14 protein-coding genes are annotated in these 13,029 nt (G+C 72.7%); 6 read left to right on the top strand and 8 right to left on the bottom strand.

The window, feature by feature from the left end; genetic code table 11:
• Window positions 1-30 precede the first annotated feature (30 nt).
• Window positions 31-1,293, bottom strand: coding sequence for a L,D-transpeptidase (locus tag HEK131_RS26610; RefSeq protein ID WP_217461046.1), 1,263 nt, complete (start codon window positions 1,291-1,293; stop codon window positions 31-33).
• Between the two features lie 226 nt (window positions 1,294-1,519).
• Window positions 1,520-1,870, bottom strand: a complete 351-nt coding sequence (locus HEK131_RS26615; RefSeq protein WP_244337305.1) for a hypothetical protein — start codon at window positions 1,868-1,870, stop codon at window positions 1,520-1,522.
• Window positions 1,871-1,979: 109 nt separating this feature from the next.
• On the opposite strand from HEK131_RS26615, the gene HEK131_RS26620 reads away from it, so the two are divergent.
• Window positions 1,980-2,348 (top strand): hypothetical protein, encoded by a 369-nt coding sequence (locus HEK131_RS26620; RefSeq protein WP_244337309.1) that lies wholly within the window; start codon window positions 1,980-1,982, stop codon window positions 2,346-2,348.
• 65 nt (window positions 2,349-2,413) lie between these two features.
• On the opposite strand, the gene hutH is transcribed toward HEK131_RS26620, so the two are convergent.
• The 3 genes from hutH to HEK131_RS26635 form a co-directional block, all read right to left on the bottom strand.
• On the bottom strand, window positions 2,414-3,952 hold the full coding sequence (hutH, locus tag HEK131_RS26625) for a histidine ammonia-lyase (RefSeq protein ID WP_217461131.1): 1,539 nt from the start codon (window positions 3,950-3,952) through the stop codon (window positions 2,414-2,416).
• A 71-nt stretch (window positions 3,953-4,023) separates the two neighbouring features.
• Window positions 4,024-5,172: a GGDEF domain-containing protein gene (locus HEK131_RS26630; protein WP_244337311.1), complete on the bottom strand. Its 1,149-nt coding sequence runs from the start codon at window positions 5,170-5,172 to the stop codon at window positions 4,024-4,026.
• A gap of 75 nt (window positions 5,173-5,247) precedes the next feature.
• Window positions 5,248-6,042 carry an enoyl-CoA hydratase/isomerase family protein gene (locus tag HEK131_RS26635; protein ID WP_217461050.1) on the bottom strand — a complete coding sequence of 265 codons (795 nt, stop codon included), beginning with the start codon at window positions 6,040-6,042 and terminating at the stop codon, window positions 5,248-5,250.
• 192 nt (window positions 6,043-6,234) lie between these two features.
• Between HEK131_RS26635 and HEK131_RS26640 the strand changes: the two genes are divergently transcribed.
• Window positions 6,235-7,227, top strand: a complete 993-nt coding sequence (locus tag HEK131_RS26640; RefSeq protein ID WP_244337315.1) for a hypothetical protein — start codon at window positions 6,235-6,237, stop codon at window positions 7,225-7,227.
• A gap of 8 nt (window positions 7,228-7,235) precedes the next feature.
• On the opposite strand, the gene HEK131_RS26645 is transcribed toward HEK131_RS26640, so the two are convergent.
• Window positions 7,236-8,360 (bottom strand): adenylate/guanylate cyclase domain-containing protein, encoded by a 1,125-nt coding sequence (locus tag HEK131_RS26645; protein WP_161146679.1) that lies wholly within the window; start codon window positions 8,358-8,360, stop codon window positions 7,236-7,238.
• Window positions 8,361-8,566: 206 nt separating this feature from the next.
• Window positions 8,567-9,427, bottom strand: coding sequence for a biotin--[acetyl-CoA-carboxylase] ligase (locus tag HEK131_RS26650; protein WP_244337317.1), 861 nt, complete (start codon window positions 9,425-9,427; stop codon window positions 8,567-8,569).
• Window positions 9,428-9,537: 110 nt separating this feature from the next.
• Between HEK131_RS26650 and HEK131_RS26655 the strand changes: the two genes are divergently transcribed.
• From HEK131_RS26655 to HEK131_RS26665, 4 genes are all read left to right on the top strand, one after another.
• A complete protein-coding gene (locus tag HEK131_RS26655) occupies window positions 9,538-11,139 on the top strand; it encodes an acyl-CoA carboxylase subunit beta (RefSeq protein WP_244337319.1) in 1,602 nt (533 codons plus the stop codon).
• A gap of 22 nt (window positions 11,140-11,161) precedes the next feature.
• On the top strand, window positions 11,162-11,371 hold the full coding sequence (locus tag HEK131_RS26660; RefSeq protein WP_217461054.1) for an acyl-CoA carboxylase subunit epsilon: 210 nt from the start codon (window positions 11,162-11,164) through the stop codon (window positions 11,369-11,371).
• 74 nt (window positions 11,372-11,445) lie between these two features.
• Complete coding sequence (gene mmpB, locus HEK131_RS30190) at window positions 11,446-11,574, top strand: morphogenic membrane protein MmpB (RefSeq protein WP_279614277.1); 129 nt, start codon at window positions 11,446-11,448, stop codon at window positions 11,572-11,574.
• A 39-nt stretch (window positions 11,575-11,613) separates the two neighbouring features.
• Complete coding sequence (locus HEK131_RS26665) at window positions 11,614-12,228, top strand: Maf family protein (RefSeq protein ID WP_217461055.1); 615 nt, start codon at window positions 11,614-11,616, stop codon at window positions 12,226-12,228.
• Here the strand turns inward: HEK131_RS26665 and HEK131_RS26670 are convergent.
• Window positions 12,200-12,748, bottom strand: coding sequence for a hypothetical protein (locus tag HEK131_RS26670; RefSeq protein ID WP_374201410.1), 549 nt, complete (start codon window positions 12,746-12,748; stop codon window positions 12,200-12,202). The two genes, HEK131_RS26665 and HEK131_RS26670, sit on opposite strands and share 29 nt — an antisense overlap.
• Between the last annotated feature and the right edge of the window lie 281 nt (window positions 12,749-13,029).

The following is a 13,029-nucleotide window of genomic DNA, read 5'->3' on the forward strand; positions in this document are numbered from 1 at the left end:
CGTGCGCTCAGGGGGTGTTCCGGGGTGGGATCAGACGGCCGAACCGGCCTTCCACTGCGCCCAGTCCATGTTCCAGCCGTTGAGGCCGTTGTCCGGGGCGACGGTCTTGTCACCGGTGTTCTGGAGGACCACCACGTCACCGACGAGGGAGTTGTTGAACACCCAGGCGGCCGGGGTGTTGGGGTCCTTGGCGCCCTTGGTGTCGGACAGGCCCACACAGCCGTGGCTGGTGTTCACGCTGCCGAAGATGGACTTCGCGCCCCAGTAGTTGCCGTGCAGGAAGGTGCCGGAGCCGGTGAGGCGGATGGCGTGCGGCACGTCCTTGATGTCGTACTCGCCCTTGCCGTCGTCGTCGGTGAAGCCGACGGTCGCGCCGTTCATCCGGGTCTGCTCGAACTTCTCGGACATGACCATGGTCCCGGCGTACGTCTTGTTCTCCGGGGAGCCGGCCGAGATCGGGATCTGCTTGACGACCTTGCCGTCCCGCGTGATCTTCATCTGCTTGGTCTTGGCGTCGACGTACGAGACCTGGTTGCGGCCGACGTGGAAGGTGATCGTCTTCTGCTGGACGCCGAAGACGCCGTCGGCACCCTCGACACCGTCGAGCGCCAGCTTCAGCGTGACGGTGGAGTTCTCCTTCCAGTACGTCTCCGGGCGGAAGTCGATGCGGTTGGCGTTGAACCAGTGACCGACGACCTCCTGGCCACTGCTGGAGGAGACCGTGATCCCCTTCTGCACGGCGGCCTTGTCGGTGATCGCCTTGTCGAAGTTGATCGACACGGGCATGCCCACCCCGACGGTGCTGCCGTTGTCCGGGGTGAAGTTGCCTATGAAGCTGTTGGACGGCGAGACCGTGGTGAAGGAGGCGTTCTCGTGGGCCACGCGGCCCTCGGAGTCCTTGGCCTCGGCGGCGAGCTTGTAGGTCGTCGACCGCTCGAGCTGGGTGGTCGGCTTCCAGCTCAGCTTGTCGGCGGAGAGCTCACCGTCGACGGGCTTGCCGTCCGCGGTGGTCATGCTCACGCCGGTCAGGGTGCCCTTGGCGACCTTGACCGCGGCCGAGTTGTTGATGGAGGCGTTGTTCGAGCCGTCCTTCGGCGTGATCGTGATCTGCGCCTCGGAGGACTTCTTCGCCGCCGCCTCGTCGGCCTTCGCCTGCGAGCTCTCACCGCCGTCGGACGCACTGGCGTCACCGCCGCCGGAACAGCCCGTGAGCACGAGCACACCACCGAGCAGTGCGGACGCGACCGTCAGGCCCTTGCGCCGCTTACTGTCCGTCATCACACGCTTCTCCATCGTTGCCGAATCCGCCAGAACCCCGAGAATCCCCGTTGAACCCTTTCAACGTCACGGCCGCGCCTACCCGTTCCCCGATCAGTGGTTCTGTGGGAAACGCCACGTCCCCCCTCGGGGACGGGCGGTGCGCGCTGCTCCGTGCGCCACTTCGTGAGACGAGAAAACCCGGACGGCGGTTGCCGTCCGGGTCATCCGTGCCCCGAATCGTGCGGCCGAAGCCGTCGGCCTACCGCTCGTTCTCGCCGTCCGGCTCGTCGTCGTCCTCCCCATCATCCTCATCGAGGTCCCACTCGGGCGAATCCGCGTCGTACCCGGACCGCTCGCTGGACCAGGAAGCCTGCTGGAGCTCCACCCCGGGCACCTCGCTGACCAGGTCGAACGGGTCGACGAGATACGCGAGCGCCTCGGCGGTGTCTTCCGTCACAGCGCTCTCGGCCTGGGCCCGCTCCGCCTCGGGCAGCGCCGCGTCGCCGGCGATACGGCGCAGCGCGGCCTTGGTCAGCTCGTCGTCGTCGAGAACTTCGAGGACCAGCTCGACCCGAAGACGTACAAAACGTGATGTCTCTTCAGCTTCCATACGGGGAGCCTAGAACCGAAACCTGTCGTGACTTTCCTGTGACCCGCGATTTTCACTAACATCGCTCCACACGGCCAATTCGCCAGCGTCACAAGGGGATCGATATTCCGTGGCATCCGCTCGCCGTCCGTTGCTGACCGCCACCGCCGCGGGCACTCTGCTGTGCGCCCTGTGGTTCGTCCCGTCCGCCAACGCCTCGCAGGACGGCCCCACGACGGGCCTCACGGCCGCCGGTACCGCGGTCGACGGCGGGGTGTCCGGCGCCGGGTCGCCGGAGACCGGGGACCCTGCCTCGGGAATCACCGAGCAGGTCACCACCGTCTCGGGGCTGACCACCCAGGACGCGGCCGACCCGACCCGGCTCGCCGACACCGGCAGCTTCGACACCACGCCCTACGTGGTCTCCGGCACCCTGTTCCTCGCCGTGGGCGCGGCGTTCGTGGTGTATTCGGTACGCCGGGAACGCCTTGAGTTTTAAGCCCGCTTGACGATTCGTTGACCGGCCGATGGGGGCCCCGCCCGTGGGTGAGGCCCCCGTGGTGATCAGCGCAGCGGCCCGGTGACCGTCTCGGCGGCCGCCACGAGCCCGCCCCCGCGCACGAAGGCGTCGGCCGCGGCCAGGTCGGGCGCGAGGAACCGGTCCGGTCCGGGACCGCCCACCCCGGCCGCGCGCGCTGCCTCGATGACGGCACGGGAGGCGGGCGCGGGCTCCAGCCCCTCCCGCAGCTCGACGGCACGGGCGGCCGCGTACAGCTCGACCGCGATCACCCGCGTCAGGTTGTCCACGGCGGTACGCAGCTTGCGCGCGGCCGACCACCCCATGGAGACGTGGTCCTCCTGCATCGCGGAGGACGGGATGGAGTCGGCGGAGGCCGGTACGGCGAGCCGCTTCAGCTCGCTGACCAGCGCGGCCTGCGTGTACTGGGCGATCATCAGGCCCGAGTCCACACCCGCGTCGTCCGCGAGGAACGGCGGCAGGCCGTGGCTGCGGTTCTTGTCCAGCAGCCGGTCGGTGCGCCGCTCGGCGATGGAGCCGAGGTCGGCGGCGGCGATGGCCAGGAAGTCCAGGACGTAGGCGACCGGCGCCCCGTGGAAGTTGCCGTTGGACTCCACACGGCCGTCGGGCAGCACCACCGGGTTGTCGACGGCGGCGGCCAGCTCGCGCTCGGCGACCAGGCGGGCGTGCGCCATGGTGTCGCGCCCGGCACCGGCGACCTGCGGGGCGCAGCGCACCGAGTAGGCGTCCTGGACGCGGGGCGCGTCGTCCATGTGGTGCCCGGTGAGCTGGGAGCCCTTGAGCACCGCGAGCATGTTGGCGGCCGAGGCGGCCTGGCCGGGGTGCGGGCGGATGGCGTGCAGCTCGGGCGCGAGGACCTTGTCCGTGCCGAGCAGGCCCTCCAGGCTGAGGGCGGCGGTGATGTCGGCCGACTTGTAGAGGGAGTCGAGGTCCGCGAGGGCCATGATCAGCATGCCGAGCATGCCGTCGGTGCCGTTGAGGAGGGCCAGCCCCTCCTTCTCGCGCAGCTCGACGGGCTGGATGCCGTGCTCGCGCAGCAGCTCACCGGCCGGGCGTACGACCCCGTCGGGGCCCTCCGCGTCGCCTTCGCCCATGAGGGCCAGCGCGCAGTGCGAGAGCGGGGCGAGGTCGCCGGAGCAGCCGAGGGAGCCGTACTCGTGCACCACCGGGGTGATCTGGGCGTTCAGCAGGTCCGCCATGGTCTGCGCGACCTCGGGGCGCACCCCGGTGTGGCCGGAGCAGACGGTCTTCAGGCGCAGGAACATCAGCGCGCGGACGACCTCGCGCTCCACGTGCGGGCCCATGCCGGCCGCGTGCGAGCGGACGATGTTGCGCTGGAGCTGCGCGCGCAGCTCGGGGCTGATGTGCCGGGTCGCCAGGGCGCCGAAGCCCGTGGAGACGCCGTAGACCGGTTCGGGTTTGGCGGCCAGCGCGTCCACGATCTCGCGGGCCGCGGCGAGCGCCGCCACCGCCTCCTCCGACAGCTCCACGCGGGCACCGGCGCGCGCGACGGCGAGGACGTCGTGCGCGGTGACACCGGTGGTCCCCACCACCACAGTGTGCATATCCATATTCAGGAGCGTACGCATTGAATGCGGTGGTGTCACTAGTGGATTGTGCCCGCGCCCCTTACCGGTCACGAGCGGCGGCGGCCCCGGAAGCGGCGGCGCTCGGTCTTCGCGGGCGGGGTCGCCTCGTCCGCCAGCCGTACGACCGGGTCGTCCGGGCCCTCCCGGCCGGCCACCACCGGCAGGTCCGACCGGTCGGCCTTGGCCCGGTACTGCGCGGCGTCCGCCAGCCGGAACAGCCGCCGGGCGTCGCGCACCGGGCCGATGTCGTGCCCGGTGGACGCGACCCCGCAGGCCACGCCCTCGCCCAGTTCCAGCGCGCCCGCCCTGCGGCACAGCTCCCCGGCCGCCTCGACCACGTCCTCGGCCGACGGCCCGAGCGCCAGCAGACAGAACTCGTCCCCGCCGAGCCGCGCCGCGAGCGCGCCCGGCAGCATCGCCCCGCACAGCGACAGCACCGACCCGAACCGCTCCAGCAGCCGGTCCCCCACCGCGTGCCCGTGGGTGTCGTTGACCCGCTTGAGCCCGTTCAGATCACAGACGACGAGGCTGACGACCACGCCCTCCGCCCGGTGCCGCTCCACCGCCTCCTCCAGCCGTACGTCGACGGCGCGACGGTTGGCCAGACCGGTGAGGGCGTCGGTGAAAGCTAGCCGCCGGGCCTCCTCCAGCCGCTCGGTCTGCGCGAGCCCTGCCGCGACCACCGCGGCCAGCACCGTGGCGAAGTCGGCGTCCCCCCGGTCGAACACCGGCGCCCCGGCCGCGCGGGCCACGTACAGCTCGCCCCAGGCCCGGCCGTGCAGCACGATGGGCGCGACCACGCAGCAGCCCCGGCCCCGGCGGCGCAGCGCGGCGACCCGCTGGTGGATGTAGCCGGGGGTGCCCGCGGCCGGGCCCTTCGCGGTCTCCACCCAGGCGTTGGCCCCGCCGCCCCCGGCCCAGCGCTCGTGCAGGAACTCGGTGATCTCCGGGAACTGGTGCACCGGGTACGCCTCCAGCTCCGGGAACTCCTCCTCGTCCTCGGCGCGCCTGCCGACGTTCACCAGGACCCTGAGCCGCCCCAGCTCCCGCTCCCACACCGACAGCGCGGCGAAGTTCCCGGCCAGCGCCCGGCAGGCCCCGAGCGCCGCCGCCCGCCAGGACTCCGGGGGCGTGTGCGCGGCCGCCATCCCCTGCGCCAGCCCCACCACGGCAGCGAGCCGATCATCCTCACCCATCACCCCAGGTTAGGGACGAATGGGCACATCAGGGGCATCGGCGCGGGCGATCAGGTGGTCACCGGCCCGCCCGGCTCACTCCCCCGGCCACTGCGGCGCGCGCTTGTCGTTGAAGGCCGCCACACCCTCCGCGCGGTCGCCGGAGAAGGCGGTCGCACGCCAGGCCGCGTCCTCGACCTCCAGACCGGCCCGCAGGTCCAGGCCCTGGCCCAGACGGAGGGCACGCTTGGCCGAGCGCAGGCCCACCGGGGAGTTCCCGGCGATCTTCGCGGCCAGCGCGAGCGCGTCCTCGCGGGCGTGGCCCGCCTCCGTGAGCTGGTCGACGAGCCCCAGCGCGGCCGCCTCCGGCGCCTCGACCCGGCGGGCCGTGAAGATCAGCTCGGCCGCCCGCGCCGCGCCGACCCGCCTCGGCAGCAACTGCGTACCGCCGCCGCCCGGAATCACGCCCACGGACACCTCGGGCAGCCCCACCACGGCCGTGGCGTCGGCGACGATCAGGTCGCAGGCCAGCGCCAGCTCGAAGCCGCCGCCGAGGGCGAAGCCGTGCACCGCGGCGATGGTCGGCACCGGCAGCTCCAGCACCCCGGTGTACGCGCCGCGCGCCACCGGCCGCTGCCGGACCAGGTCCGCGTCGCTGAAGGAGTTCCGCTCCTTGAGGTCCGCGCCGACACAGAACGCGCGTTCGGCCGAGGACGTCAGTACGACCACGCGGGCGTCCCGGTCGGCGGCGAGCGCCGTGCAGGCGGCCGCGAGGGAACGGGCCATCTCCGTCGACACGGCGTTCATGGCCTTCGGCCGGTCGAGCACCAGCTCGGCCACGTGCCCGTGCCTGCGCACCAGCACGAACTCCCCGTACCGCTCCTCGCTCATGACACCCTCCGGTTAACGCGGGTTAACACACTGTCGGGCCGATCATCGCAGCAGGACCGGTCCCCGGAAAAGAGCGGCCCCCACCCGATCGGGTGACACCTCGGCCGACCCGGCCCGGACCACCCGCACGAGCGCATAGCGTCCCCCACGGCTGACGCGCCCGGCGGCGCACGGCGGGGAGGAGCGGAGCGCATGACACCGAGGGAGCGTAAGTCCCCGACGCCTCCGTCCCGGCCCAGTGCGGAATCGGTTCCGCTGGTGTCACCGGGGCGCATCCCGACCGACCCGACCAAGCCGCCGGGGGTGTCGTTCCGGGTGCGGACGGGGGTCGTCCAGGGGGCGGCGCGGGGCGGGCGTGACGGCCTGCCGCGGACCGAGGCGGGGGCGGCGCTGAGCGGAGCCGCCGTACTGCCGCGGGCGGGGACCAAGAGGGCCGAGGCGGCCGGTCGCCCCGAGGCGGACATGCGTGAGGCGGCCGGTCGCCCCGAGGCGAGCACGCGTGAGGCCGTCGACCAGGAAGAGGCAGACTCCGCCGATCGGCCGAAGGCGGCCGCGGCCCCGCCCGCCCCTGTCGCCTCGACCGCCGTGCTCCCCCTGCTCCCGGAACCGGAACCGGACCCGGACCCGCCCACCCGGGCCTGGCGCGCCGTGGCCGCGTTGCGGCGCGGTCGGCACCGGCGAGGGCGGCGGGTGGTCCTGCTGCTGGCCGGGGCGGCCGTGCTCGCCCTCGCGGTGTCGAGTCTCGTACGGATCGCGCCGGACGCCGGGCCGGGTACCGCCGAGGCGGAGCCAAGGCGGCCGTGGAAGCTCGGTGCCGGCCCCACGCCCGGCGTGTCCGCCACCGTCGTCGCGGTACCGCCGGCCTCACCCGTGACAGAAGCCTCCCCCTCGGCCTCGGCACGCCCCACGCCGAGCGGCACGGTCACGCCCGGCCCCGAGACGGTTCCCCCGCCCGCCGCACGCCCGAGCGAAGCCCCGCACCCGGCCGCGACGGCCGCCGTACCGCGCCCCCAGGGCCCGGCGCACGCACCTCCGGAAGCCCGTACGGAAGCCCCCGCACCGGCGGCCGAGCCGACTCCGGTACCGACCCCGAGCAGCGCGGCACCGGCACCGGCTCCGAAGCCGAGCAGCAAAGGCGTCTGCGTCCCCGTACTGGGTGTCTGCCTGGAACTGCGGGGCGGGTAGTAGGGCCGTCAGCCCGCTTCGCCCCGGCGGGACAGCAGCCACGGCTCGACCATGCCCAGGCCGCGCACCGAGCGCTGCCACATCGGCTGGAGCGTGAAGCGGTACTGCGGGGGCTCCTCGCCCTCCTTCTCGGCGGTCGCGGCCGCCTCCGCCGCTTCCGCCTCGGAGGCGGGCGCCAGACCGGCGCGGATCAGCTCCTGCGCGAAGGCGCTGTCGACCAGCACGGCGTCACGCGGCGCTATCGAGGTCAGCCGGGAGGCGAGGTTCACCGTCGTGCCGAACACGTCGCCCATCCGCGTGGTCACCGTGCCGAGCGCCATGCCGACGCGCAGTTCGGGCATCGTCTCGTCGTTGGACAGCGTCTCGACCAGGCGCAGGGCGATGTCGGCGGCGATGGCCGCGTCATCGGCGACGTAGAGGACCTCGTCGCCCAGGGTCTTGATGAGCCGGCCGCCGCGCGCGGCCACCAGGTCGGCGGCGGTCGTCTCGAACGCCTCGACCAGCTCGCCCAGTTCCTCCTCCTCCATCCGGCGGGTGAGCCGGGTGAAGCCGACGAGGTCGGCGAAGGCGACGGCGAGCCGCCGGTCGACCATCTCCGCGTCGTCCACGTTCTGCACCACACGCCCGGCGGACGCGGCGAGCTGGCGGCGCCAGACGTAGACGAGGAACTCCTCCAGCTCGGGCAGGAGCAGCTCGATGATCGGGTACGTGACCTCGGTACGGGTCATGCCCGGCTCGGGGGGCTCGGTCAGGCCCTCCAGGAAAGAGTCGATCTGCCATTCGGCCAACCGGGCGGTGGTCTGCCCGGTGGAGCGGGCCACCTGCACCGCCATGGCCTCGCTGAGCAGTCCCGCCTCGACCAGACCGGCCAGGCGGCGCAGGGCGAGGACGTCGGCCTCGGTGAGCGCCTTGGCCTGGCCGATGTCGGCGAAGCCCATGGCCCGCCAGAAACGGGAGGCCAGCTCCATGGAGACACCGGCGCTGCGGGCGGCCTGGAAGGGGGTGTAACGGCGCTCGGCGCCGAGGATGAGCTGTTCGAGGCGGAGGGCGAGCGGGTCGTCGCCGGGGTCGGGGGCATCGGGGTCCACCCGGCCCTCCGCGCCCGCGCCGGAGCCCGTGTCGTCGACGCTCACGCCTGCTGCCCTTCCGATCTGCCGCGGTCAGGTACCGACCGGGCTCAACTCTACGGCAGGTGTGCGCCAGCTCACTCCGCCGGGACCGCCCGCCCGGACGCACCCTTCACCCCCTGGAAGCACCCCCCGCGCGCACAGCGCACGGCGGGGGCGCGGGCCGCCGCCACCACGCCCCTCTGCCCACTTTCCGCGGCCGGGAACGCCCGCTACGCCGGACGCAGGTGCACGATGTCCCCCGCGCCGACGGCCTCCCGCGTGCCCTGTGGCGTGGCGATGACCAGCCTTCCGTCCCCGTCGACCGCCACCGCCTCGCCCACCAGGTCCCGGTCTCCGGGGAGTTCCGCCCGGACCTCGCGGCCCAGGGTGGCGCAGCCGGCCGTGTAGGTCTCCTGGAGGGTGCTCGTGACCGGGTCGCCGCCCGCCGCGCGCCAGCGGTCGTACCAGGTCTCCAGGGAGCGGAGGACGGAGCGGAGCAGCGTGTCGCGGTCCGTGCTCACGGAGTCGGCGAGGAGGAGGGAACCCGCCCCGGGGACGGGGAGTTCGTCGGCGCGCAGGGTGACGTTGAGGCCGACGCCGACGACCACCCCGTCCTCGCCTGCGCGCTCCGCGAGGATGCCGCCCGCCTTGCGCTCCTCGCCGCCGACGGTGACCAGCAGGTCGTTCGGCCACTTCAGGGCCGCGTCGACGCCCGCGGCGCGGGACAGGCCGGTGGCCACCGCGACGCCGGTCAGCAGCGGCAGCCAGCCCCAGCGCTCCAGCGGCACCTCGGCGGGCCGGAGCAGTACGGAGAAGAACAGCCCCGAGCGCGGCGGAGCCGTCCAGCGCCGGTCCAGCCGCCCGCGCCCCGCCGTCTGCTCCTCGGCGATCAGCACCGCGCCCTCCTCCGCCGCACCGGAGGACGCGCGGGCCACGAGGTCGGAGTTGGTGGAGCCGGTGCGCTGGACCACATCGACCGACGACCACAGTCCGCCCTCCTGGACGAGCGCGCGGCGCAGCGCGGTGGCGTTGAGCGGCGGACGGTCGAGGTCGGACCAGCGGCTGGAACCTGAGGCATTGTGCGGCGTCATGCAAGTCACCCTAGGTGTGGGAAAGACCGCACTCCTGAGAGGTGGACCCCGCACTACGCTACGGATGAGTAATCGTCCCCCCTTTTGAGCAGGCAGGGAGCCGCATCCCGATGTCCGAGCCGGAAGAGCGTCACGAGACCGACATCCACACGACCGCCGGGAAGCTCGCGGATCTCCAGCGGCGCATCCACGAGGCGACGCACGCCGGTTCGGAACGCGCGGTGGAGAAGCAGCACGCCAAGGGCAAACTGACGGCGCGTGAGCGCATCGAACTCCTCCTGGACGAGGATTCGTTCGTCGAGCTGGACGAGTTCGCCCGGCACCGCTCCACCAACTTCGGCCTGGAGGCGAACCGCCCGTACGGCGACGGTGTCGTCAGCGGGTACGGCACGGTGGACGGCCGCCCGGTGGCCGTGTTCTCGCAGGACTTCACCGTCTTCGGCGGCGCCCTCGGCGAGGTGTACGGCCAGAAGATCGTCAAGATCATGGACTTCGCGCTGAAGACCGGCTGTCCGGTCATCGGCATCAACGACTCCGGCGGCGCCCGCATCCAGGAGGGGGTCGCCTCGCTCGGCGCGTACGGCGAGATCTTCCGCCGCAACACCCACGCCTCCGGGGTGATCCCGCAGATCAGCCTGGTCGTCGGTCCGTGCGCGGGCGGCGCGGTGTACTCCCCCGCGATCACCGACTTCACGGTGATGGTCGACAAGACCTCGCACATGTTCATCACCGGCCCCGACGTGATCAAGACGGTCACCGGTGAGGACGTCGGCTTCGAGGAGCTGGGCGGCGCCCGCACCCACAACACCAGCTCCGGCGTGGCCCATCACATGGCGGGCGACGAGAAGGACGCGATCGAGTACGTCAAGCAGTTGCTGTCGTACCTGCCGTCCAACAACCTCAGCGAGGCCCCGGTCTACCCGGAGGAGGCGGACCTCGCCCTCACCGACGAGGACCGCGAGCTGGACACCCTCGTGCCGGACAGCGCGAACCAGCCGTACGACATGCACACGGTGCTCGAACACGTCCTGGACGACGGGGAGTTCTTCGAGACGCAGGCGCTGTTCGCGCCGAACATCCTCACCGGCTTCGGCCGGGTCGAGGGGCAGCCGGTGGGCCTGGTCGCCAACCAGCCGATGCAGTTCGCGGGCTGCCTGGACATCACGGCGTCCGAGAAGGCCGCCCGGTTCGTGCGCACCTGCGACGCGTTCAACATCCCGGTGCTCACCTTCGTGGACGTGCCCGGCTTCCTGCCCGGCGTGGACCAGGAGCACGACGGCATCATCCGCCGGGGCGCCAAGCTGATCTACGCCTACGCCGAGGCCACCGTCCCGCTGATCACCGTCATCACCCGCAAGGCGTTCGGCGGCGCGTACGACGTGATGGGCTCCAAGCACCTGGGCGCCGACCTCAACCTGGCCTGGCCGACCGCGCAGATCGCGGTGATGGGCGCGCAGGGCGCGGTCAGCATCCTGCACCGCCGCACCATCGCCGAGGCGGAAGCCGCCGGCACGGGTGAGGAGACGCGGGCGCGGCTGGTCCAGGAGTACGAGGACGCGCTGCTCAACCCGTACGTGGCGGCCGAGCGCGGCTACGTCGACGCGGTGATCATGCCGTCCGACACCCGCGCGCACATCGTCCGGGGCCTGCGTCAGCTCCGTACGAAGCGGGAATCCCTGCCTCCGAAGAAGCACGGCAACATCCCCCTGTAGGCCCGCGGACACGGGAGCCGTCATGAACATCAAGGTCGTACGAGGCAATCCCACCCCGGAGGAGCTGGCCGCCGCACTGGCGGTGGTCCGCGCCCGCGCCGTGGCGGCGGCCGAGCCGTCGTCCGGCGCGCGGCGGCCGAGGGACGCGTGGTCGGACCCGGCCCGGCTCGCGGGCCGCCGCCTGCCCCCGCCGGGCCCGGTCTCCTGGTCCCGCACCTACTGGCCGGGCTGAGCCGGCCGGGCTGAGCGGCAACCTGAGTACGGGTACTCAGGCGCGCGGGCCGGGCCGCGCCCCACGCTGGAGCCATGCTGTGGTCAGACCCCAAGGACGAGCCGCCCGAGGAACTCCGTCACATGGAGGAGAAGCTCAGACGGCTCGGCCTCTTCATAGCCCTGGCCATGGTGCTGGCGATGATCGTGATCGGGCTGAGGTGAGCGCTCGGGCGGACGGGGCGGCGGCGCTAGGCTGATCGCATGACCGACCCGCAGCGCCGTCTCGTCCTCGCCTCCCAGTCCCCCGCCCGTCTGGGTCTGCTGCGGCAGGCCGGGCTGGCGCCCGAGGTGATCGTGAGCGGGGTGGACGAGGACGCCGTCACCGCCCCCACCCCGGCCGAACTGGCGCTCGCCCTCGCCGAGGCCAAGGCGTCCGTGGTGGCGGCCCGGCCGGAGGTGCAGGGCGCGCTGGTGATCGGGTGCGACTCGGTGCTGGAGCTGGACGGGCAGGCGCTCGGCAAGCCCGCCGACGCCGAGGAGGCCACCGCCCGCTGGAAGGCGATGCGCGGCCGGGCCGGGGTCCTCCAGACCGGGCACTGCGTGTGGGACACCGCCGCCAAGCGGTACGTCTCCGCGACCGCCTCCACCGTGGTCCGCTTCGGCGAGCCCACGGACGAGGAGGTCGCCCGCTACGTCGCCTCCGGCGAGCCCCTCCACGTCGCCGGGGCCTTCACCCTGGACGGCCGTTCGGCGCCGTTCATCGAGGGCATCGAGGGCGACCACGGCAACGTGATCGGCATCAGCCTGCCGCTGGTCCGCAAACTGCTGCGCGAACTGGGTGTCGGCATCACGGAGTTGTGGGCGCCGTCCGAGTGATCTTCCCGGTGTCGGCCGGACGGCCCTGCGCGTCACCCGTAGGGGTGGATGTGGGCGCCGGCTCGGGGGCGGCCGCGGGAGTGCCGCCCTGTCCGGGCGTGTCGCCGGCCGGCCGGGCACCCGCGTCACGCGGACGGTCGTACGTCATCAGGAGCAGGACGATCAGGGCGAAGACCGCCATCAGCACCAGGAAGTCCGCCGGGCCCCGCAGGCCCCACGCGACCGCGCCCAGCAGGGCGTTCACCACGGCGGCGCTGATCAGCAGGACGCGGCCGAGGCCGGCCGGGGCGCGGTCGCGCACCGCGACCAGCAGGGCCACCAGGGCGCAGAAGGCGAAGTAGAGCCCGAAGACCACGGCTCCCACCTTCGAGGACGTCGCCATCACGTCGGGGTCGAGCCCGGCCAGCGACATGCGCTGGCGGTCCGCGACCATGCCGAGCAGCCAGTTCACCGCCGCTACGCCGAGCGCCTCGGCCAGCAGGACGACCGCCACGAGCCATGCCACCGGTCTGCGCACCACCGGCCCCACCCCACCTTCGCCGCCGCCCCCGCGCGGATCGCCTGTTACCGGCAGTACGCCGGTCAGCGCGAACGCTACTAACGGGTAGGACGGGGGACAAGACCTCGGCCGGGGGCAAAGAATCATTGGGCCATTCGTAGGGACTCCACAAAGAAACAGCGTGGCCCGCAGCACGCTCTCACAGAGACCTTGGCCACATGACGGGGCTAGGGTTTTCCGGTGGAGTCCTGCGTACCGAGGTGCGACAAGGGCTTTCGCGGGTCGAGCGGGCCTCGCATCAC

The sequence above is a fragment of the Streptomyces seoulensis genome (assembly GCF_022846655.1).
GTDB lineage: Bacteria > Actinomycetota > Actinomycetes > Streptomycetales > Streptomycetaceae > Streptomyces.